Raw genomic sequence first — 19583 nt, 5'->3', positions numbered from 1 at the left:
CGGGCGCCGTCCGTTGTGCCCACCCGTTCCGCCCCTTGCGGAACGCCTGCCCACAACGGGCGGGGCGCAGCCCGCGGCGTGGGGGTCCGGCGGTGGGCGCCGCGCCGCGGCGAGGCCCCCCGCCCCACCCCCCCCCACAGGGTTTCCCGCTCACCGGGAACGGGCGCTCCCCCCCGCCCCCCGCCCCGTCCTAGCCTCGCCGGACAGCCCCAACCGCCCGCAGGAGGGACCCGCCATGCTCACGGACCGCCAGAGACTCGAGGCGGCCGAGCTGCTCCGCTCCGCCGAACACGCCGTCACGCCGATCGACCCGCTGACCGAGTCGTTCCCCGGCATCGACACCGAGGACGCGTACGAGATCCAGCTCCTCAACATCCGGCACCGCGTCGCGGCCGGCGCGGAGGTGCGCGGCCACAAGGTCGGCCTGTCCTCCCCGGTCATGCAGCGGATGATGGGCGTGGACGAACCGGACTACGGCCATCTCCTCCACGACATGGAGCTGCGGCCCGACGTCCCCGTCGTCGCCGCCCGCTTCTGCCGGCCGCGCGTCGAGGTCGAGGTCGGATTCGTCCTCGGCGACGACCTGCCCGGCGAGGGCTGCACCCCCGAGGACGTCCTCGCCGCCACCGAACGCGTCGTGCCCGCACTGGAGCTGATCGACAGCAGGATCCGCGACTGGCGGATCACCATCGCCGACACCATCGCGGACAACGCCTCCTCCGCCGGGTACGTCATCGGCGAGGGCCGGGACCCCCGCGAGCTCGACCTGAAGGCGATCGACGCCCGGCTGAGCAGCGGCGGCGAGCTCCTCGCCGAGGGACGCAGCGACGCCGTGCTCGGCGATCCGGCCCGTTCCGTCGCCTGGCTCGCCCGTACCGTCGCCCGCTTCGGCGTGCCCCTGAAGAAGGGGCACGTGGTGCTGCCCGGCTCGTGCACCCGGGCCGTCGACGTGGCGGCCGGGGCGACCTTCACCGCCGGGTTCGGCGGCCTCGGCTCCGTCTCCCTCTCGTTCATCTGAGGTGATCATGACCAACAAGACCAAGGCGACCGCCGCCATCGTCGGCTCCGGCAACATCGGCACGGACCTGCTCTACAAGCTGCTGCGCTCCGAGCACGTCGAGCCCCGCTGGATGATCGGCGTCGACCCCGACAGCGAGGGCCTCGCCCGCGCCGCCCGCGCCGGCCTGGAGGCCAGTCACGAGGGCGTCGACTGGCTCCTCGCCCAGGACGAGCGGCCCGACATCGTCTTCGAGGCCACCAGCGCCTCCGTCCACCGGGCCAACGCCCCCCGCTACGCCGAGCTCGGCATCAAGGCCGTGGACCTGACACCGGCGGCCGTCGGCCCCGCCGTCGTCCCGCCCGCCAACCTCCGCGAGCACCTGGACCGCCCCAACGTCAACATGATCACCTGCGGCGGGCAGGCCACCATCCCCATGGTGTACGCGGTCTCCCGCGTCGTCCCCGTGGCGTACGCGGAGATCGTCGCCTCGGTGGCCTCCGTCTCGGCCGGCCCCGGAACCCGCGCGAACATCGACGAGTTCACCCGCACCACCTCGCGCGGCATCGAGACGATCGGCGGTGCCGAGCGGGGCAAGGCCATCATCATCCTCAATCCGGCCGAGCCGCCGGTGATGATGCGCGACACCGTCTTCTGCGCGATCCCCGAGGACGCCGACCGGGACGCCGTCGCCCTCTCGGTCAAGGACGTCGCCGAGCAGGTCGCCACCTACGTGCCCGGCTACCGGCTGCGCGCGGAACCGCAGTTCGACGACCCGAGCCCCGAGAACGGCGGGATGGCCCGTGTCGCGATCTTCCTGGAGGTGGAGGGCGCGGGCGACTACCTGCCGCCCTACGCCGGAAACCTCGACATCATGACCGCCGCCGCCACCAAGGTCGGCGAGGAGTTCGCCAGGGCGATCCTCGCCCCGGGCGCCTAAGGAGCACATCGCATGCCCTACTCGGACACCCTCGACATCCGCGTCACCGACTCCTCGCTGCGCGACGGCTCGCACGCCAAGCGCCACCAGTTCACCGTCGAGGACGTACGGTCCGTCGTGGCGGCCCTCGACGACGCCGGCGTCCCGGTGATCGAGGTGACGCACGGCGACGGCCTCGGCGGATCCTCGTTCAACTACGGCTTCTCCAAGACGCCCGAACAGGAACTCATCAAGGCCGCGGTCGACACGGCGCGGCGGGCCAGGATCGCCTTCCTGATGCTCCCCGGGCTCGGTGTCAAGGACGACATCCGCGCCGCCCACGGCAACGGCGCGGACATCTGCCGCATCGCCACCCACTGCACCGAGGCCGACATCGCGGACCAGCACTTCGGACTCGCCCGGGAGATGGGCCTGGAGACCGTCGGCTTCCTGATGATGGCCCACTCCACCACCCCCGAGAAGCTGGCCCGGCAGGGCCGGATCATGGCCGACGCGGGCTGCCAGTGCGTGTACGTGGTCGACTCGGCCGGCGCCATGGTCATGGACGACGTCACCGACCGCGTCCAGGCCCTGGTCGCCGAGCTCGGCGACGACGCCCAGGTCGGCTTCCACGGCCACGAGAACCTGGCCCTCGGCACGGGCAACTCCATCGCCGCGATCAGGGCCGGAGCCCTGCAGATCGACGGCTCCACCCGCCGGCTGGGCGCCGGCGCGGGCAACACCGCCGTCGAGGCGCTGGTCGCCGTCTGCGCCAAGATGGGCATCCGTACCGGCATCGACGTACTGAAGATCATCGACGCGGCCGAGGACGTGGTCCGCCCGGTCATGGACGACGAGTGCCGGCTCGACCGGCTCGCCCTGCTGATGGGTCACGCCGGCGTCTACTCCAGCTTCCTCAAGCACGCCTACCGGCAGGCCGAGCGCTACGGCGTCTCCGGCGCCGAGATCCTCCTCCGCGCGGGCGAACGCCGCCTGGTCGGCGGCCAGGAGGACCAGCTCATCGACATCGCCGTCGAACTCGCCGCACAGCGCTGAACCGACACCACAGAAATCAGGAGGGACGAGATGACTGCTCTCAACGACGAGGTCAGGGTCATCGACGCGGGCACGCCGCCGACGCGGTTCGCCCGGGGCTGGCACTGCCTCGGCCTCGCCGAGACCTTCAAGGACGGCACACCGCACGAGATCGAGGCCTTCGGCACCAGGCTGGTGGTCTTCCAGGGCCAGGACGACGGACAGCTGCACGTCCTGAACGCCTACTGTCCGCACATGGGCGGCAACCTCGCCCAGGGCAGTGTCAAGGGCGACGCCGTCGCCTGTCCGTTCCACGACTGGCGCTGGGCGGGCGACGGCCGCTGCGCCGGCATCCCGTACGCCCGCCGCGTCCCGCCCCGCGCGAGGACCCGTGCCTGGATCTCCCTGGAGCGGAACGGGCAGCTCTTCGTCTGGAACGACCCCGAGGGCAACCCGCCGCCCGCCGAGGTCACCGTCCCCGAGATACCGGGGGTGCACGGCCCGGACGCGGCCGAGTGGAGCGACTGGACCTGGAAGACCCTCCGGGTCGAGGGCTCCCACTGCCGCGAGATCGTGGACAACGTCGTGGACATGGCGCACTTCTACTACGTCCACTACGGGTTCCCCGAGTACTTCAAGAACGTCTTCGACGGCCATGTCGCCACGCAGTACATGGAGAGCAGCCCCCGCCCGGACATGGAGCTGGGCACCCTCAGCTCCGGCCGTCTGCGCTCCGACGCCTCCTACTTCGGCCCCTCGTACATGATCGACCACCTCTACAGCGACGTCGGCGGCGGCACGGAGATGGAGATCGTCCTGATCAACTGCCACTACCCGATCGACGCGAACAGCTTCCTGCTCCAGTACGGGGCCATCGTGCGACGGCTGCCGGGGATGACGGAGGAGCAGGCCACCGAGGCCGCGCGGCTCGCCGCGGAGGGCGCGGCCGTGGGCTTCGAGCAGGACGTGGAGATCTGGAAGAACAAGACCCGGATCGACAACCCGCTGCTCACCGAGGAGGACGGCCCGGTCTACCAGCTCCGCCGCTGGTACGAGCAGTTCTACGTCGACGTCGCCGACGTCAAGGACGAGATGACCCGCCGCTTCGAGTTCGAGATCGACACCGAGCGCGCCAACACGGCCTGGCGCGCCGAGGTCGAGGAGAACCTCGCGCGCCGCGCGGCGGAGACGGAAGCCGGAGCCTGACATGCGAGCGGTGGAGTGCGCGGCCTGCGGCAACCAGGTCCTGTGCGAGAAGTTCAGCGTCGCCCACACCTCCGTGCAGTGGACGGCCGACGCGGCCGTCGCCTGCGCGGAGTTCCGCGACCGGGTGGGGCCGGGCGGGACCACCGCCCGGATGCGGACCTGCGGGTCCCTGCGGGCGAGCATCGCCCGCGCCGTCGAGGACGGCACCCTGACGGTGAGCACCCTGGAGGCCGTCGATGGCTGAGCCCACGCCGGGGGCCCGCACCCACCGGCTGCGGGTCGTCGAGGTCATCGCCGAGACGGCCGACGCGCACTCCCTGGTGCTCCAGGCGCCACCGGAGAGCGCCGACCGCTTCGCGTACCGCCCCGGGCAGTTCCTCACCCTGAAGCTGCCCGGGGCGGACGGGAGGCCGGCGGCCCGCTGCTACTCCCTGGCCAGCTCGCCGCACACCGGCGAGCCCCTGAAGATCACCGTCAAGCGCGTCGCCGGCGGGTACGGCTCCAACTGGGTCTGCGACCGGCTCGCGGCGGGCGACGAACTGGAGGTGCTGCCCCCGGCCGGCACCTTCACCCCCGACTCCCTCGACGGCGACCTGCTGCTCGTCGCCGGGGGGAGCGGCATCACCCCCGTCCTGTCGATCGCCAAGTCGGCGCTCGCCGGGGGCCGGGGCAGGGTGGTCCTGCTGTACGCCAACCGCGACGAGTCCTCGGTCGTCTTCCGCGACGAACTGCGGGCCCTGTCCCGGGACCACCCGCACCGGCTGCTCACGGTCCACTGGCTGGAGTCGCTCCAGGGCCTGCCCTCCGTGGACGGGCTGGCCGCCGCGCTCGCGCCGTACGCCGGCCGCGAGGCCTTCGTCTGCGGCCCCCAGCCGCTCATGGACGCGGTCGAGCAGGCCCTGCGCACGCTCGGCACGCCCGGCGACCGCATCCACCGGGAGCGCTTCTTCTCGCTCGGCGCGGACGTCTTCGACGCCCCCGCCGTGCCGGTGGACCCGGCGGCGGCGGGCGGCGCCTCGGCGGAGGTCGAGCTCGACGGCGAGACCCACACCGTCGCCTGGCCCGCGGCGGCACCCCTGCTCGACGTACTCCTGGCCGCCGGTGTGGACGCCCCGTACTCCTGCCGGGAGGGCGCGTGCAGCGCCTGCACCTGCCGGGTCGTGGCGGGCGAGGTCAAGATGCTCCGCAACGACGTCCTGGACGAACAGGACGTCGCCGAGGGATACGTCCTGGCCTGCCAGGCCCTCCCGCTCACCGACCGGGTCGAGATCACCTACTCCTGACGAGGAATCCGCCATGTCCCGAACCTGCCTGGTCACCGGAGCGGCCTCCGGAATCGGCGCGGCCACCGCCGCCCTCCTGCGCGAGCGGGGCCACACCGTCATCCGCGCGGACCTCGCCGAGGGCGACATCCACGCCGACCTGTCCACGCCCGACGGCCGGGCCGAACTCGTCGCCCGGGCCCGCGAGCTGACCGGGGGCCGGCTCGACGCCGTCGTCTCCTGCGCGGGCGTCGCCCACTTCGACCCCATCACCGTCAAGGTCAACCACTTCGGAGCCGTGGCCACTCTCGACGGTCTGCGCCCGCTCCTCGCGGCCGGCACCGACCCGCGGGCCGTGGTCGTCGGATCCGTCGACTCCGTCCACCCGACCGATCCCGCGATCGTGGACGCCGCGCTCGCCGGGGACGAGACGGCGGCGGTGGCCGCGTCCCGCGCGGCCGTCGAACGCGGCGAGGGACACCTCGTCTACTCCTCGTCCAAGGCGGCGATCTCCCGCTGGGTCCGCCGCGCCGCCCCCACCGACGCGTGGGCCGGCGCGGGCGTCCCGCTCAACGCCGTGGCCCCGGGCGTGGTCGTCACGCCCCTGACCCGGCCGCTGCTCGACGACCCCGAGATGCGGGGGCTCGTCGAGCGGAGCGTGCCCATGCCCCTGCACGGGCACGCGCGCCCCGAGCAGATCGCCCCGCTGATCGCGTGGCTGGCCTCGCCCGAGAACGCCCTCGTGACCGGACAGGTGGTCTTCGTCGACGGCGGCGCCGACGCGGTCCTGCGGGGCGACGGCGTCTGGTGAGCCCACTCGCACCGCACCGACAGGGGCACCCGTACGGGTGCCCCTGAAGGCACACCCGTACCCGCACGCCTCATGAGGAGACGCCCGTGAACCCCCGTACGCTCGAACGCTCCGCCGTCCTCCCGGCCACCCCCGACGCCGTCTGGGCGGTCGTCGGAGACTTCGGACGCCTCGCCGACTGGCACCCCCACCTGCCGCCGTCCGCCCTGGAGGACGGCGGCGACCCCGCCGCCCCCGGCACGGTCCGGGTCTTCGCACTCGACGGCGTGGCCGTCGCCCGGGAGCGCCTGCTCGCGCGCGACCCGGCCGCGCGCTCGTACCGCTACACCCTCCTGGACCCCGTGCTGCTCCCGGTCGAGGACTACGTGGCGACGCTGGAGGTGCGCGCGCACCCCGACGGCGCCGAGGTCCGCTGGTCCGCCGCGTACCGGAGCACGGACGACGTCGCCGCCCAGGTGGAATCGGTCTTCGGGGACGGCACCTACGGCACCGGGCTGGCCGCCCTGGGGGCGCGCTTCACATCCACTCGCTGAAGCGCAGCCAGGCCATCATGTTGTCCATGGACGGCTGCGGAAGGGGCTCGGGGGACCCCGGGCCCGCGGGCCGGTCCCGCTTCTCCGGCTGCCGTCCCGGACCGAACATCGCCTGCCACACCGACCGCGCGCAGCCGCGTACGGCCGGCGCGAGCCGTTCCATCTCCCGGTGGACGCCGTGGCCGCTCACCGAGATCGCGGCGATCGCCCGTCCCGCGCCGCGCAGCGGAGCGGCCACGCAGAAGACCCCCCGGTACCCCTCCTCCTGGTCGAAGGCCACACCGCGCTCCCGCGTCACCGCCAGCTCGCGGCGGAAGGAGTCGGGGCGGGTGAGGGTGCGCGGGGTGCGCGGCCGGAGCCCGTCCCGGATCACCTGCTCCACCGGCGCGCTGTCGCCGAACGCCAGGATCGCCTTGCCCGAGGCCGTGCAGTACGCCGGCTGGCGCCCGCCCATGCGCGAGGGCACCACGGAGTCGTCCGAGCCGCCGATCCGCTCCAGATAGACCACCTCGGAGCCGTCGAGGACGGTGAGGTGCACCAGATGACCGGTGGACTCGTGCAGCGCGTGCAGATGGGGCAGCGCGGCCCGGCGGAGCCGGTTGTGGTGCGACGCCATGGCGCCGAGCTCCAGCATGCCCATGCCCAGCCGGTAGTCGCGGCCCTCGCGCTCCAGCCAGCGCAGCTGCACCAGCTGATCGAGGATCCGGTGCGCCGAGGACCGGCGGATGCCCGAGCGCTGCACGACCTCGGTGAGGGTGAGTCTCGGCCCCGCGCTCTCGAAGGCGCTCAGGACCTTCGCGGCCTTCTCCAGCAGGGACAGAGGCGGCATCCCGGCCTCGACAGCGGTGGTCGTCATCGGCACCTCCCACGCGGACAGCACAGCCGACCGTTCCTGGCTGGGCCCGTAATCTCCGGTATTGCGTGGAGATTGCCAGAGGATGACAGCGCTGTGAAGAGGGAGTTCCGTCTCGGAACAGTAAAGCGTAGGTTCCTGTCGTCACGGCACGACGAGACCGGATTCCGGGAGGGGCACCCATGCGCGACGAGGACGTTCTCACGGCGGTCCGCGCCCTCGCCCCCGCCCTGCGCGACCGGGCCGCCCGCGCGGAGGAGCTGCGGCGGATCCCCGGCGTCTCCGTCGGGGAGCTGGCGGACACCGGCTTCTTCCGGCTGCTCCAGCCCCGGGCGTACGGCGGGTTCGCCGCCGATCCGGCCGTCTTCTACGCGGCCGTGCACGAGATCGCCAAGGCGTGCGGCTCGACCGGCTGGGCCGCCTCCGTCCTGGGCGTCCACCCCTGGTACGTGGCCCAGCTCGACCCACGCGCCCAGGAGGAGGTCTGGGGCACGGACGACTCCACCCTGATCTGCTCCTCCCACGCCCCCACCGGGGACGTCACCGCCGTCGACGGCGGCTTCCGGCTCTCCGGCCGCTGGCACTTCTCCGCGGGCTGCGACCACGCCCGCTGGGCGCTGCTCGGCGGAGTCGTCGACGACGCGGACGGCCGCCCGGTCGACATGCGGACGTTCCTGGTCCCCCGGTCCGAGTACCGCGTCGACGACGTGTGGGACACGGTCGGCCTGCGCGGCAGCGGCAGCAACGACATCGTCGTCGAGGACGCCTTCGTCCCCGCGCACCGGACGCTCGGCTACGGCCCGGTGACCCTGCTGCGCTGCCCCGGCCAGGAGATCCACCCCGAGCCGCTCTACCGGCTGCCCTACGCGGCCGTCTTCACCACCGCCATCTCCACCGCGATGGTCGGCATCGCCGAGGGCGCCCACGAGGACCAGGTCGGCTCGGCCCGCGCGCGCCTGAAGGACCGGCGGGCCGCCGAGGACCCCTTCGCGCAGGTACGCATCGCCCGTGCCGCCGGCGAGATCGACGCCGCCCGGCTCCAGCTCGCCCGCAACACCGCCGAGCTGTACGCGGTCGCGCGCGCCGGCGCCGAGATCCCGAGGGAGCTGCGCGCCCGCGCCCGCCGCGACCAGGCGCTCGCCACCGAACGCGCCATCACCGCCGTGGACCTGCTCATGGAGAACGCCGGCCGCGGCCCGCTGCGCGTCGGCGACGACGTCCTGCAGCGGGCCTGGCGCGACCTGCACACCGGCCGCGGCCAGGCCGCCAACGACGTGGAACGGGCGCTGGTCCTCTACGCCCAGGACGCCCTCGGCATGGACGTCCACGACCCGATGCTCTGACCGAACGGACCGCCGCGACGCGGCCGTCCGCCGCCGCGCCGCGCCGCCCCGCCGTAACGGCCCGGCCCGGCCGCGCCGTACCGCCCGCGCCGTGTCGGCCCGCCCGCGCCGTACCGCCCGCGCCGTACCGGCCACGGCCTACCGGCCACGGCCCCACCAGCTCGCCCCGCCGCTCCGGCTCGCCCCGCCGTACCGGCCCGACGGCGACGTGCCGGCCCCCGCGGACCCTCCCCTCCCGACCCCGGCGGAGCCGTCCGGCAGCGGTTCCCGCTCAGTGGGAGCAGCGCATTTCGCTGTCGTACGGCACGCCGTACGGTCCTGGCATTCCCCCACCACGACCCGAAAGGGGATGCCCCATGGCCGATGACGTCCTGGCAGCGATCCGTGACCTCGCCCCCGCCCTGCGCGACCGCGCGGCCGAGGCCGAGTCGCTGCGCCGCGTGCCCGACACCTCCGTCAAGGAGCTGGAGGACACCGGTTTCTTCCAGCTGCTCCAGCCGAGGGCCTTCGGTGGCCGCGCCGCCGACCCCGTGCTCTTCTACTCGGCGGTCAAGGAGATCGCCAAGGCGTGCGGATCGACCGGCTGGGTCGCCTCCGTGGTCGGCGTCCACCCCTGGCACGTCGCCCTGTTCGACCCCCGCGCCCAGCAGGAGGTGTGGGGCGAGGACCCCAAGACCCGCATCGCCTCCTCGTACGCCCCCACCGGCAAGGCCACCGCCGTCGACGGCGGCTTCCGGCTCTCCGGCCGCTGGCACTTCTCCTCCGGCTGCGACCACGCACGGTGGGCCCTCCTCGGCTGCATCATCACCGACGGCGAGGGCAACCCCGTCGACATGCGCACCTTCCTCGTCCCCCGGTCCGAGTACCGCGTCGACGACGTGTGGGACACCGTCGGCCTGCGCGGCACCGGCAGCAACGACGTCGTCGTCGAGGACGTCTTCGTCCCCGAGCACCGTGCCCTGAGCTTCGGGCCCGTCACCTCCCTCCAGGTGCCCGGCCACGAGATCAACCCCGAGCCGCTCTACCGGCTGCCCTACGCCGGGGTGTTCACCACCACCATCTCCACCCCGATCGTCGGCATCGCCGAGGGCGCCTTCGAGTCGTACGCCGAGGCCACCAGGAAGCGGTTCCGCGTCTCGTACGGGCAGCAGGTCGCCGAGGACCCGTTCGCACAGATCCGGATCGCCCGCGCCGCCAGCGACATCGACGCGAGCTGGCTGCAACTGAGCCGCAACATGGGCGAGATGTACGCCCTCGCCGAGCGCGGCGAGGAGATCCCGATGGAGCTGCGCACCCGCACCCGCCGCGACCAGGTGCTCGCCACGGAACGCTCCGTCGCCGCGGTCGACCTGCTCATGGAGAACTCCGGAGGCAGCGCCATGCGCACCGGCCCCGGCCTCGTCCAGCGCGCCTGGCGCGACGCCCACACCGGCCGCGGCCACGCCGCCAACGACCCCGAGCGGGCGCTGGTCATGTACGGACAGGCCGCGCTCGGCATCGACATCCAAGACACCATGGCCTGAGAGGCGCTGACGATGGCAGAGCTCACCCACCGGTCGACCTCCCGCACCGCCAAGGCGGCCGGGCTCACCCTCCACTACCACGAGGCCGCGCCCGCGGACCGGGAGGACGCCCCCGTCGTGATCATGCTCCACGGCGGCGGCCCCGGTGCCTCCGGCTGGAGCAACTTCGGCCGCAACCTCCCCGTGTTCGCCGAGCACTTCCGCACGATCCTCGTCGACCAGCCCTGCTTCGGCCGCTCCGACAAGCCGGAGCTCGACCGGGACTACTTCAGCTTCAGCGCCGGCGCCGTCGCCGCGCTGATGGACGAACTGGGCATCGAACGGGCGCACTTCGTCGGCAACTCCCTCGGCGGCGGCACCGCCGTCCGCATCGCCCTGAACCACCCGGAGAAGGTCGGCAAGCTGCTCCTGATGGGACCCGGCGGGGTCTCCGTCAACCTCTTCGCCCCCGACCCGACCGAGGGCATCAAGCGGCTCTTCGAGTTCAACGCCTCGCCCGCGCCCACCAAGGAGCAGATGCGCGCCTTCCTCGGCGTCATGGCGTACGACCAGTCGATCGTCACCGACGAACTCGTCGAGGAGCGCTTCGCCTCGGCCACCGACCCCGACACCCGGCTCGGCAGCGCCCGGATGGGCGCCTCCTTCGCCGACCCGGCCTGGGCCGAGGACACGATGCTCTGGCGCGAGGCCCACCGCATCACCCAGCCGGTGCTGCTCACGTGGGGCCGCGAGGACCGCGTCAACCCCCTCGACGGCGCCCTGGTCGCCCTCAAGACCATCCCCGACGCCCGTCTGCACGTCTTCCCGCACTGCGGCCACTGGGCCCAGACCGAGCAGGCGGACGAGTTCAACCGCCTCGCCGTCGACTTCTTCTCCCACTGAACGTCCTGAACCTTCCACCGAAGAGGTGCACACCATGGACATCCGTGCTCTCGGCTACCTCCGCCTGGAGACCACCACCCTGGACGAGTGGCGGCGCTACGCGCTCGACGTCCTCGGCATGGTGGAGGCGACCGGCACCACCGAGGACACCCTCTGCCTCCGCCTGGACGACCGCGCCTACCGCATCGTCATCCAGGCCGGCGACAGCGACCGGCTGCTCGCCGCCGGCTGGGAGGTGGCGAACGCCGCCGCCCTCGCCCGCGTCACCGAGGAACTGGAGGAGGCCGGCGTCGCCGTCAAGGCCGCCGACCCCGCGGAGCTCGCCGAGCGCCGCGTCCAGGGCCTGATCCACGTCACGGACCCGGGCGGCAACCCCCTGGAGATCTACTGGGGCCAGGCCCAGGACCACAGCGCGCTCGGCACCCCGTACGGCAACCGCTTCGTCACCGGCGACCTGGGCCTCGGCCACGTCGTCCTCCCGGTGCCGGACATCGAGGCCGCTCTCGACTTCTACGAGAACCTGCTGGGCTTCCAGCTGCGCGACTCCATGAAGCTGCCCCCGCAGGCCGTCCCGACCGCCACCGAGCAGCGGGACTTCCACTGGATGCACTTCCTCAGCCCCAACCGCCGCCACCACAGCCTCGGCCTCTACCCCGGCGCCCTGCCCCCCGGCATCGTGCACTTCATGGTCGAGCTGGAGACCCTCGACGACGTGGGCCGCGGCCTCGACCGCACCAACGCCGCCGGCATCCCCATCGCCTCCAGCCTCGGCCGCCACACCAACGACCGCATGGTGTCCTTCTACGCCCAGGCCCCCGGCGGCTTCCAGGTCGAGTACGGCTGGGACGGGCTCGTCGTCGACCCCGCCACCTGGGTCGCGAAGGAGATCACCGCCGACAGCTTCTGGGGCCACCAGTGGAACGGCTGATCCCTCCCTCCGAGTTCCGCGACGTCCTCGGGCGCTTCGCCAGCGGCATCACGGTGGTGGCGACGCTCGACGCCGACACCATGGAGCCCGTCGGATTCGCCTGCCAGTCCTTCGCCTCGCTGTCCCTCGACCCTCCGCTGGTCATGCTGGCCGTCGGCAAGAACTCCAGCAGCTGGCCGAGGATCGAGCGGGCGGGCCGCTTCTGCGTCAACATCCTGGCCGAGGACCAGCAGGCCACCTGCGCCGCGCTGGGCCGCAGCGGCCCCGACAAGTTCGCCGGGGTGCCCTGGAGCACCGGCGAGCACGGCACCGTACGCGTCGAAGGGGCCCTGGCCCACGTGGAGTGCGAGCTCGACGCCGTGTACGAGGCGGGCGACCACCATCTGGTCACCGCCCAGGTGGTGGCGCTCGACGCCGGCGAGGACGGCAGGCCGCTGCTCTTCTTCCGCAGCCGCTATGCCGTGGGCGCCTTCTGATGGCCCTCGCCCCCGAGAAGGCGACCTCCGCTCCGCCGGTGCGCACGGAGGTCGCCTGGGACGAGCGCGACGTACGGCTCTACCACCTGGCGCTCGGCGCCGGCGCTCCGGAGACCGACCCGCGCGAACTGCGGTACGTCTACGAAGGACACGAGCGGGGACTCCAGGTCCTGCCCACCTTCGGCGTCGTCGCGGGCGGCACCGGCGGCGTCGGGTTCCAGGTCTTCGACCTGCCGGGCGTCGACATCGACCTCGCGCACGTGCTGCACGGCGGCCAGGAGATCACCGTGCACCGCCCGCTGCCCGCCGCTGCCCGGGCGACCGCCGTCACCCGGGCCACGGCCGTCCACGACAAGGGCAGGGCCGCCGTCATCGTCCAGGAGTCCACTCTCATCGGCGAGGACGAGGAGCCGCTGATCACCCAGCGCAACCAGATCTTCGTCCACGGCGCGGGAGGCTTCGGCGGCGACCGCGGTCCCTCCGAGCGCCTCCCCGCGCCCGACCGGGCACCCGACCTGGTGGCGGAGATCCCGACGCTCCCTCAGCAGGCGCTGCTCTACCGGCTCACCGGGGACTGGAACCCGCTGCACGCCGACCCGGCCACCGCCCGCCGCGCGGGCCACGACCGCCCCATCCTGCACGGGCTCTGCTCCTTCGGGATGGCGGTCAAGGCGGTCACCGACCGTCTGCTCGGCGGCGACGCGAGCGCGGTCGCCTCCTGCCGCACCCGCTTCGCCGGGGTCTTCTTCCCCGGCGAGACCCTGCGGCTGCGTGTCTGGGACACCCCCGACGGCTACCGGCTGACCGCCACGTCGGCCGACCGCGGTGACGCGCCGGTCCTCACCGACGCGCGGATCACCGCGCGATGACCCGGCGGTCGGGGCGGAGGACGGTCCGCCCCGGCCGTCGACCCATCCCGGGGCCTGCCGGACAGGCCCCGTCACGACCAGGGAGAACGCGATGAACGACTCGTGGGACCACACGTACGACGTGGTGGTCGTCGGCTCCGGCGCCGCCGGCATGGCCGCGGCCATCACCGCCCGGCTGCGCGGCCTGACCGCCCTGGTGGTGGAGAAGACCGAGGTCTACGGCGGCTCGACCGCCCTGTCCGGCGGCGCGATCTGGGTCCCGGACAACTTCCATCTGGACGAGGCCGGGCTCGGCGACACGCCCGAGAAGGCCCGCGCCTACCTGGACGCCACCGTCGGCGACCGGGTCCCCGCCGCACGCAAGGACGCCTACGTCACCCACGGACCGCGGATGGTGCGCGAGCTGCACGACCGCACCGCCGTGCGCTTCGTCTACACGCCCGGCTACTCCGACTACTACCCCGAGCGGCTCGGCGGCTACCCGCAGGGCCGTTCCGTCGAACCGCAGGTCTTCGACTTCAGGAAGCTCGGCCCGGAACAGCGCGCCACCATGCGGCGCGCCGGGCTCCCCACGTACGGCCTCACCATCACCTCCAAGGACTTCCGGCAGCTCAACATGGTGGGACGCACCTGGGCCGGCCGCCGCACCGCCGTCAAGGTCGGCGCCCAGGCGGTCAGGGCGCGGCTCTCCGGCCAGGAGCTGCTCTCCCTCGGCGAGGCGCTGATCGCCCGCATGCGCCACTCCCTCGACGCCCTCGGCGCCGACCTGTGGCTGTCCGCCCCGCTGACCGGGCTCGTCGAGGAGGACGGCCGGGTCACCGGCATCCGCGTCACCAGGGACGGCCGGGAGCTGAGGATCCGGGCGAACGGCGGCGTCGTCCTCGCCTCCGGGGGCTTCTCCCACGACCAGCGGCTCCGCGAGAAGCACCTGCCGGCGCCCACCTCCACCACGTGGAGCTCCGCCTCCGACGGCCAGACCGGCGACGCCCTGGAACCCGCCGTGGCCCTCGGCGCCGCGACCGACCTGATGGACAAGGTCTGGGGCGCGCCGTCGGTCGTGCCCCCCGAGGGCAAGCCCTTCTTCCTCGTCGCCGACCGGGGCATCCCCGGCATGGTCATCGTCAACGAGGCGGGGGAGCGCTACGCCAACGAGGCCGCGCCCTACCACGAGTTCGTCGACGCCATGTACGCGAACGACCGGCCCGGGGCGGGCACGGTGCCGTCCTGGCTGGTCCTCGACGCCACCGCGAAGGCCCGCTACCTCTTCATGGGCCTCTTCCCGGGCCAGTCCTTCCCCAAGCCCTGGCTGGAGAGCGGCTTCGTGAAGCGGGCCGCGACCGTCGAGGACCTGGCCGCCCGCATCGGTGCCGCCCCCGAGCGGCTGCGCGCCACCGTCGACCGGTTCAACGGCTTCGCCCGGACCGGCCGCGACGAGGACTTCCACCGCGGCGAGAGCGTCTACGACCGCTACTACGGCGACCCGACGCTGCCCAACCCCAACCTGGCGCCGCTCGACAAGGGCCCGTACTACGCGATCCCCGTGCACCCCGGCGACATCGGCACCAAGGGCGGCCTGGTCACCGACGCCACGGCCCGCGTCCTGCGGGAGGACGGCAGCGCCATCGACGGCCTGTACGCCTCCGGCAACGTCTCGTCCGCCGTCATGGGGGAGACCTACCCGGGCCCCGGCGCGACCATCGGCCCCGCCATGACCTTCAGCTGGCTCGCGGCCGACCACATCTCCCGTACGCGCTCCGCCGGGGCGCGGTGAGCACCCCCGTGCCGGACCTGCGGGGCAGGACGGTGATCATCACCGGTGGGGCGCGGGGCATCGGTGCGGAGGCCGGCCGGGTGGCCGTCGAGTCCGGCGCCCGGGTCGTCCTCACCGACGTGCGGGAGGAGGAGGGGCGGGCCGCGGCGGAGGGGCTCGGCCGCCACGCCCGGTTCCTGCGCCACGACGTCACCTCCGAGGGCGACTGGGACGCGGTCGTCGCCTTCGCCACGGCCACGTTCGGACGGGTCGACGGCCTCGTCAACAACGCCGGGATCTCCGGCGGTTCCCACCGTCTGGAGGAGCAGACGCCGGAGGCGTTCCGCCGCGTCCTCGACATCGACCTCACCGGCGTGTTCCTCGGCATGCGGGCCGTGATCCCGGCGATGCGGGAGAACGGCGGCGGTTCCGTCGTCAACGTCTCCTCCGCCGCCGGTCTCATGGGCCTGGCCAGGACCGCCGGGTACGGCGCGGCCAAGTGGGGCGTGCGCGGGCTCACCAAACTCGGCGCGGTGGAGCTCGGGGCCGACCGGATCCGCGTCAACTCCGTCCACCCCGGCATGATCCACACCCCGATGACGGCCCACGTGGGCATCGAGCGGGGCGAGGGCATGTACCCGGACACGCCCATGGGCCGGGTCGGCGAACCCCTGGAGATCGCGCGGGCGGTCGCCTTCCTGCTCTCCGACGCCGCCTCGTACGTCACCGGCGCCGAACTGGCCGTCGACGGCGGCTGGACGAGCGGCCCGACCCTCCGACCGATCGAGGAGAACCCCTGATGCCCGTCGATCTGACAGGAAAGGTCGCGCTGGTCACCGGCGCGGCCCGCGGCATGGGCGAGGCCGAGGCCCGCCTCTTCGCCGCCCTCGGTGCGAAGGTCGTCCTCACGGACGTCCTGACGGCGGAGGGGGAGGCGACGGCCGCCTCCCTCGGCGCCGCCGCCCGCTTCGTACGCCACGACGTCACCGACGAGGAGTCCTGGGCGGCCGCCGTGGCCACCGCCCTGGACGCCTTCGGACGGCTCGACGTCCTCGTCAACAACGCCGCGGTGTACTCCACCTCGCTCATCACCGAGGAGGACCCGGCCCGCCTGGAGACGATCCTCCGCGTCAACCTCATGGGCCCCTTCCTCGGGATCCGGGCCGTCGCCGGCGCGATGCGGGCGGGCGGCGGGGGATCCGTGGTCAACATCTCGTCGCAGGCCGGTCTCCAGGGCATCTGGGGACACGGCGCGTACGGAGCCGCGAAGTGGGGTCTGCGCGGCCTCACCAGGACGGCCGCACTGGAACTCGGCGGGGACGGCATCCGGGTCAACTCCGTCCACCCCGGCGCCATCGCCACGGCCATGACCGCCCACCTCGGCACCAAGGACCATCCCGCCGCGCCGCTCGGCCGGGTGGGGGAGCCCGAGGAGGTCGCCCGCCTCGTCGCCTTCCTCGCCTCCGACGAGTCCTCGTACCTGTCCGGCGCCGAACTCGCCGTGGACGGCGGCGCGTCGGCGGGCCGCATGCCGGCCCTCGCACCGAAGGGAGCACACGAGTGAACCGGACCCCGAGGGGAGCGGACGCGTGAACCGCCCCGACCCCGACGTCCAGGCGGTCATCGACCTGGCCACCGCCGGATTCCCGCCGCTGGCGACCGGCATGACGGACATCGCCGAGGTGCGCGCCTTCTTCGCCGCCCGCCCCGCGCCGGCCGCGGCCCCGCCGCCCGTCGCCCGCGTCACGGACGAGGACGCCGACGGGGTGCCCGTACGCGTCTACGACCCGGGCGTCCACGAGACCGCCCCCGTGATCGTCTTCTGCCACGGGGGCGGCTTCGTCCTCTGCGACCTCGACAGCCACGACCCCTTCTGCCGCGCCCTCGCCCTCGCGACGGAGGCGACCGTCGTCTCCGTCGACTACCGCCGGGCCCCCGAGCACCCCTTCCCCGCCGCGCCCGAGGACGCCTACACGGCCCTCCTCTGGACGGCGGCGACCTTCCCCGGCCGCCGCCTCGCCGTCGCCGGGGACAGCGCGGGCGCGAACCTCGCCACCGTCCTCACCCTGCTCTCCCGCGACCGCGGCGGCCCCGAGATCGCCTGCCAGGCGCTCTACTACCCGATGCTCGACCCCACCCGCTCCCGCGCCTCGCACCGCGAGAACGCCCAGGGGTACTTCCTGACCGCCGACCACCTGCGCTGGTACTGGGACGGCTATCTGTCGTCCCCCGTCGACCGGACCAGCCCCTACGCGGCCCCCCTCGCGGGCGCCGACCTCACCGGGCTCCCGCCCGCCCAGCTCGTCACCGCCGGCTTCGACCCGCTGCGGGACGACGGCCTGGCGTACGCGGAGGCCCTCACCGCCGCCGGCGTCCCCGTCGACGCCCGGCACCACGCCGGGATGTTCCACGGCTTCCTCTCCATGGCGGGCGCCCTGCCCGCGGCGGCAGAGGCCCGCGCGACCGCCTTCGCCGCCCTGCGCCGGGCCCTCAGCGCGCCCTGATCCGCGCCCCCGCGCGCGTACGCCCCGCCCCTCACCCGATCGGGTGAGGGGCGGGGCGCTTCGACACCACCGGCCGGATCAGCCGCGTATCAGTTCGAACCCCTTGTACCCCGAGGCCGCGACATCCGCGATGATCTCCCCGTACACCCCGAAGCCACCGATGAACGGCATGAACACCCGCGGCTTCCCCGGGATGTTGGCCCCCAGGTACCAGGAGTCGGCCTCCGGGAACAGCGTGGCGGCCGCCCGGTCGCGGCACTGCGCCACCCACTCCTCCACGGCCTCCCCGCTCGCCTCGATCGCCCGGTAGCCGTGCTCGTCGAGGTGGCGCAGGCAGTCGGCCAGCCAGTCGCCGTGCTGCTCGGCGCAGAGCACCACGTTGGCCATGACGGACGGGCTGCCGGCACCCGTCAGACTGAACAGGTTCGGGAAGCCGTCGACGCCCAGGCCCAGATAGGTGCGGGGACCGCCGCTCCAGGCGTCCTTCAGGCTCCGGCCGCCGCGCCCCCGGACGTCCACCCGGTCGAGGGCGCCGGTCATCGCGTCGAACCCGGTCGCGAACACGAGGGCGTCCAGCTCCACCCGGCTGCCGTCGGCCAGCACCACCCCGCCGCCGTCGATCCGTGCGATCGGGTTCTCCCGCAGGCCCACGAGCCGCACGTCGTCACGGTTGAACGTCTCGTAGTAGTGCGAGTCCGTGACGATCCGCTTCGTGCCGATCGGGTGGTCCGTCGGCACCAGCAGGTCGGCGTCGGCCGGGTCCTCGATGAGCGCCCGGACCTTCTCCTCCCAGAACGCCCGCGCCTCGTCGTTCGCGGCGCGGTCGGTGAGCTGGTCCGGGAACGTCTTCGAGTACAGGACGCCCCCGAGCTCCCAGCGCTCCTCGAAGGCGGCCCGCCGCTCCTCGGAGGACACCTCGAACGTCGCCGACGGGTGCGCCGCGTGCGGCGAGCCGCCGCCGCTCAGCCGGGCCAGGCGCCGCCGCTCGGCGTATCCGGCCTTCTGCCGGCGCCGCGTCTCGTCGTCGAGGGGCCTGTTGCCCGCCGGGATGCTGAAGTTGGCGCTGCGCTGGAAGACGGTGAGGTGCGCCGCCCGCTCGGCGATCAGGGGGATCGCCTGGATGCCGGAGGAGCCGGTGCCGATCACGCCGACGCGCTGTCCCGCGAAGTCCACGCCCTCGTGCGGCCAGGCGCCCGTGTGGTGGGTGGCGCCGGCGAAGTCACCGGCCCCCGGGATGTCCGGCACGTGGGCGCTGGAGAGGCACCCGACGGCGAACACGCAGAACCGGGCCGACACCACCTCGCCGGTGTCCGTGCGGACGGTCCAGCGCAGCGTCTCCTCGTCCAGCTCGGCCGAGGCCACGGAGGTCCCGAAGGAGTAGCTGCGGCGCAGGTCGAAGCGGTCGGCGACATGGCGCAGATAGCGGATGATCTCCGGCTGCGTCGCGTACTTCTCGCTCCAGTCCCACTCCTGCTGGAGCTCCTCGTCGAAGGAGTACGAGTAGTCCACGGACTCCACGTCGCAGCGGGCGCCGGGGTAGCGGTTCCAGTACCAGACGCCGCCCACGTCCTCGCCCCGCTCGAAGCCGCGCACGCCGTACCCGAGACCGCGCAGCTTGTGCACGGCGTACAGGCCGGTGACGCCCGCTCCGACGACGACGACATCGACGGACTCGATCTTGCTGTCGTTCAC

20 protein-coding genes are annotated in these 19583 nt (G+C 73.5%); 18 read left to right on the top strand and 2 right to left on the bottom strand.

All coding sequences use genetic code 11. The features are described 5' to 3' along the window. The first annotated feature begins 235 nt into the window (after positions 1 to 235). The 8 genes from ACFV2S_RS21595 (at position 236) to ACFV2S_RS21560 (ending at position 6763) form a co-directional block, all read left to right on the top strand. Positions 236 to 1018 carry a 2-keto-4-pentenoate hydratase gene (locus tag ACFV2S_RS21595; protein ID WP_385561394.1) on the top strand — a complete coding sequence of 261 codons (783 nt, stop codon included), beginning with the start codon at positions 236 to 238 and terminating at the stop codon, positions 1016 to 1018. 7 nt (positions 1019 to 1025) lie between these two features. Next, positions 1026 to 1937 (top strand): acetaldehyde dehydrogenase (acetylating), encoded by a 912-nt coding sequence (locus ACFV2S_RS21590; RefSeq protein ID WP_385561391.1) that lies wholly within the window; start codon positions 1026 to 1028, stop codon positions 1935 to 1937. Positions 1938 to 1949: 12 nt separating this feature from the next. Then, positions 1950 to 2972, top strand: coding sequence for a 4-hydroxy-2-oxovalerate aldolase (dmpG, locus tag ACFV2S_RS21585; RefSeq protein WP_383800753.1), 1023 nt, complete (start codon positions 1950 to 1952; stop codon positions 2970 to 2972). A gap of 30 nt (positions 2973 to 3002) precedes the next feature. Beyond that, positions 3003 to 4157: a Rieske 2Fe-2S domain-containing protein gene (locus ACFV2S_RS21580; protein ID WP_385561387.1), complete on the top strand. Its 1155-nt coding sequence runs from the start codon at positions 3003 to 3005 to the stop codon at positions 4155 to 4157. Between the two features lies 1 nt (position 4158). After that, entirely contained in the window at positions 4159 to 4401 is a 243-nt protein-coding gene (locus tag ACFV2S_RS21575; RefSeq protein WP_383800759.1) for a hypothetical protein, read from the top strand. Continuing rightward, a complete protein-coding gene (locus ACFV2S_RS21570) occupies positions 4394 to 5440 on the top strand; it encodes a 2Fe-2S iron-sulfur cluster-binding protein (RefSeq protein WP_385561384.1) in 1047 nt (348 codons plus the stop codon). Before ACFV2S_RS21575 ends, ACFV2S_RS21570 begins: the two co-directional genes overlap by 8 nt. 13 nt (positions 5441 to 5453) lie before the next feature. Beyond that, on the top strand, positions 5454 to 6230 hold the full coding sequence (locus ACFV2S_RS21565; RefSeq protein ID WP_385561381.1) for an SDR family oxidoreductase: 777 nt from the start codon (positions 5454 to 5456) through the stop codon (positions 6228 to 6230). Positions 6231 to 6316: 86 nt separating this feature from the next. Then, on the top strand, positions 6317 to 6763 hold the full coding sequence (locus tag ACFV2S_RS21560; protein ID WP_385561378.1) for an SRPBCC family protein: 447 nt from the start codon (positions 6317 to 6319) through the stop codon (positions 6761 to 6763). Here the strand turns inward: ACFV2S_RS21560 and ACFV2S_RS21555 are convergent. Then, on the bottom strand, positions 6747 to 7619 hold the full coding sequence (locus ACFV2S_RS21555) for an IclR family transcriptional regulator (RefSeq protein ID WP_385561375.1): 873 nt from the start codon (positions 7617 to 7619) through the stop codon (positions 6747 to 6749). The genes ACFV2S_RS21560 and ACFV2S_RS21555 overlap by 17 nt on opposite strands. A gap of 179 nt (positions 7620 to 7798) precedes the next feature. Between ACFV2S_RS21555 and hsaA (ACFV2S_RS21550) the strand changes: the two genes are divergently transcribed. The 10 genes from hsaA (ACFV2S_RS21550) to ACFV2S_RS21505 all read left to right on the top strand — a co-directional run bounded on the left by hsaA (ACFV2S_RS21550) (position 7799) and on the right by ACFV2S_RS21505 (position 17891). After that, positions 7799 to 8959, top strand: coding sequence for a 3-hydroxy-9,10-secoandrosta-1,3,5(10)-triene-9,17-dione monooxygenase oxygenase subunit (hsaA, locus tag ACFV2S_RS21550; RefSeq protein WP_385561372.1), 1161 nt, complete (start codon positions 7799 to 7801; stop codon positions 8957 to 8959). Between the two features lie 356 nt (positions 8960 to 9315). Beyond that, complete coding sequence (hsaA, locus tag ACFV2S_RS21545; RefSeq protein WP_385561368.1) at positions 9316 to 10482, top strand: 3-hydroxy-9,10-secoandrosta-1,3,5(10)-triene-9,17-dione monooxygenase oxygenase subunit; 1167 nt, start codon at positions 9316 to 9318, stop codon at positions 10480 to 10482. A gap of 12 nt (positions 10483 to 10494) precedes the next feature. Then, positions 10495 to 11364 (top strand): 4,5:9,10-diseco-3-hydroxy-5,9,17-trioxoandrosta-1(10),2-diene-4-oate hydrolase, encoded by an 870-nt coding sequence (gene hsaD, locus ACFV2S_RS21540; RefSeq protein WP_385561365.1) that lies wholly within the window; start codon positions 10495 to 10497, stop codon positions 11362 to 11364. Between the two features lie 34 nt (positions 11365 to 11398). Then, complete coding sequence (locus ACFV2S_RS21535; RefSeq protein ID WP_385561362.1) at positions 11399 to 12292, top strand: VOC family protein; 894 nt, start codon at positions 11399 to 11401, stop codon at positions 12290 to 12292. Then, positions 12280 to 12768 carry a flavin reductase family protein gene (locus tag ACFV2S_RS21530; protein WP_383801356.1) on the top strand — a complete coding sequence of 163 codons (489 nt, stop codon included), beginning with the start codon at positions 12280 to 12282 and terminating at the stop codon, positions 12766 to 12768. Before ACFV2S_RS21535 ends, ACFV2S_RS21530 begins: the two co-directional genes overlap by 13 nt. Then, positions 12768 to 13637 (top strand): MaoC/PaaZ C-terminal domain-containing protein, encoded by an 870-nt coding sequence (locus ACFV2S_RS21525; RefSeq protein ID WP_385561358.1) that lies wholly within the window; start codon positions 12768 to 12770, stop codon positions 13635 to 13637. Before ACFV2S_RS21530 ends, ACFV2S_RS21525 begins: the two co-directional genes overlap by 1 nt. 91 nt (positions 13638 to 13728) lie before the next feature. Next, on the top strand, positions 13729 to 15408 hold the full coding sequence (locus tag ACFV2S_RS21520) for an FAD-dependent oxidoreductase (RefSeq protein ID WP_385561355.1): 1680 nt from the start codon (positions 13729 to 13731) through the stop codon (positions 15406 to 15408). Further along, positions 15405 to 16187 (top strand): glucose 1-dehydrogenase, encoded by a 783-nt coding sequence (locus ACFV2S_RS21515; protein WP_385561353.1) that lies wholly within the window; start codon positions 15405 to 15407, stop codon positions 16185 to 16187. The genes ACFV2S_RS21520 and ACFV2S_RS21515 overlap by 4 nt, the downstream gene beginning before the upstream one ends. Beyond that, positions 16187 to 16951: a glucose 1-dehydrogenase gene (locus tag ACFV2S_RS21510; protein WP_385561350.1), complete on the top strand. Its 765-nt coding sequence runs from the start codon at positions 16187 to 16189 to the stop codon at positions 16949 to 16951. The genes ACFV2S_RS21515 and ACFV2S_RS21510 overlap by 1 nt, the downstream gene beginning before the upstream one ends. Before the next feature lie 25 nt (positions 16952 to 16976). Then, positions 16977 to 17891 carry an alpha/beta hydrolase gene (locus ACFV2S_RS21505; RefSeq protein WP_385561347.1) on the top strand — a complete coding sequence of 305 codons (915 nt, stop codon included), beginning with the start codon at positions 16977 to 16979 and terminating at the stop codon, positions 17889 to 17891. Positions 17892 to 17969: 78 nt separating this feature from the next. On the opposite strand, the gene ACFV2S_RS21500 is transcribed toward ACFV2S_RS21505, so the two are convergent. Continuing rightward, positions 17970 to 19583, bottom strand: a complete 1614-nt coding sequence (locus tag ACFV2S_RS21500; protein WP_385561344.1) for a flavin-containing monooxygenase — start codon at positions 19581 to 19583, stop codon at positions 17970 to 17972.

It is taken from the genome of Streptomyces sp. NPDC059695 (assembly GCF_042733785.1).
In the GTDB taxonomy this organism is placed as follows: domain Bacteria; phylum Actinomycetota; class Actinomycetes; order Streptomycetales; family Streptomycetaceae; genus Streptomyces.
Note: the sequence above shows the minus strand (reverse complement) of the source record. Positions and strands in the feature narration are given on the sequence as shown.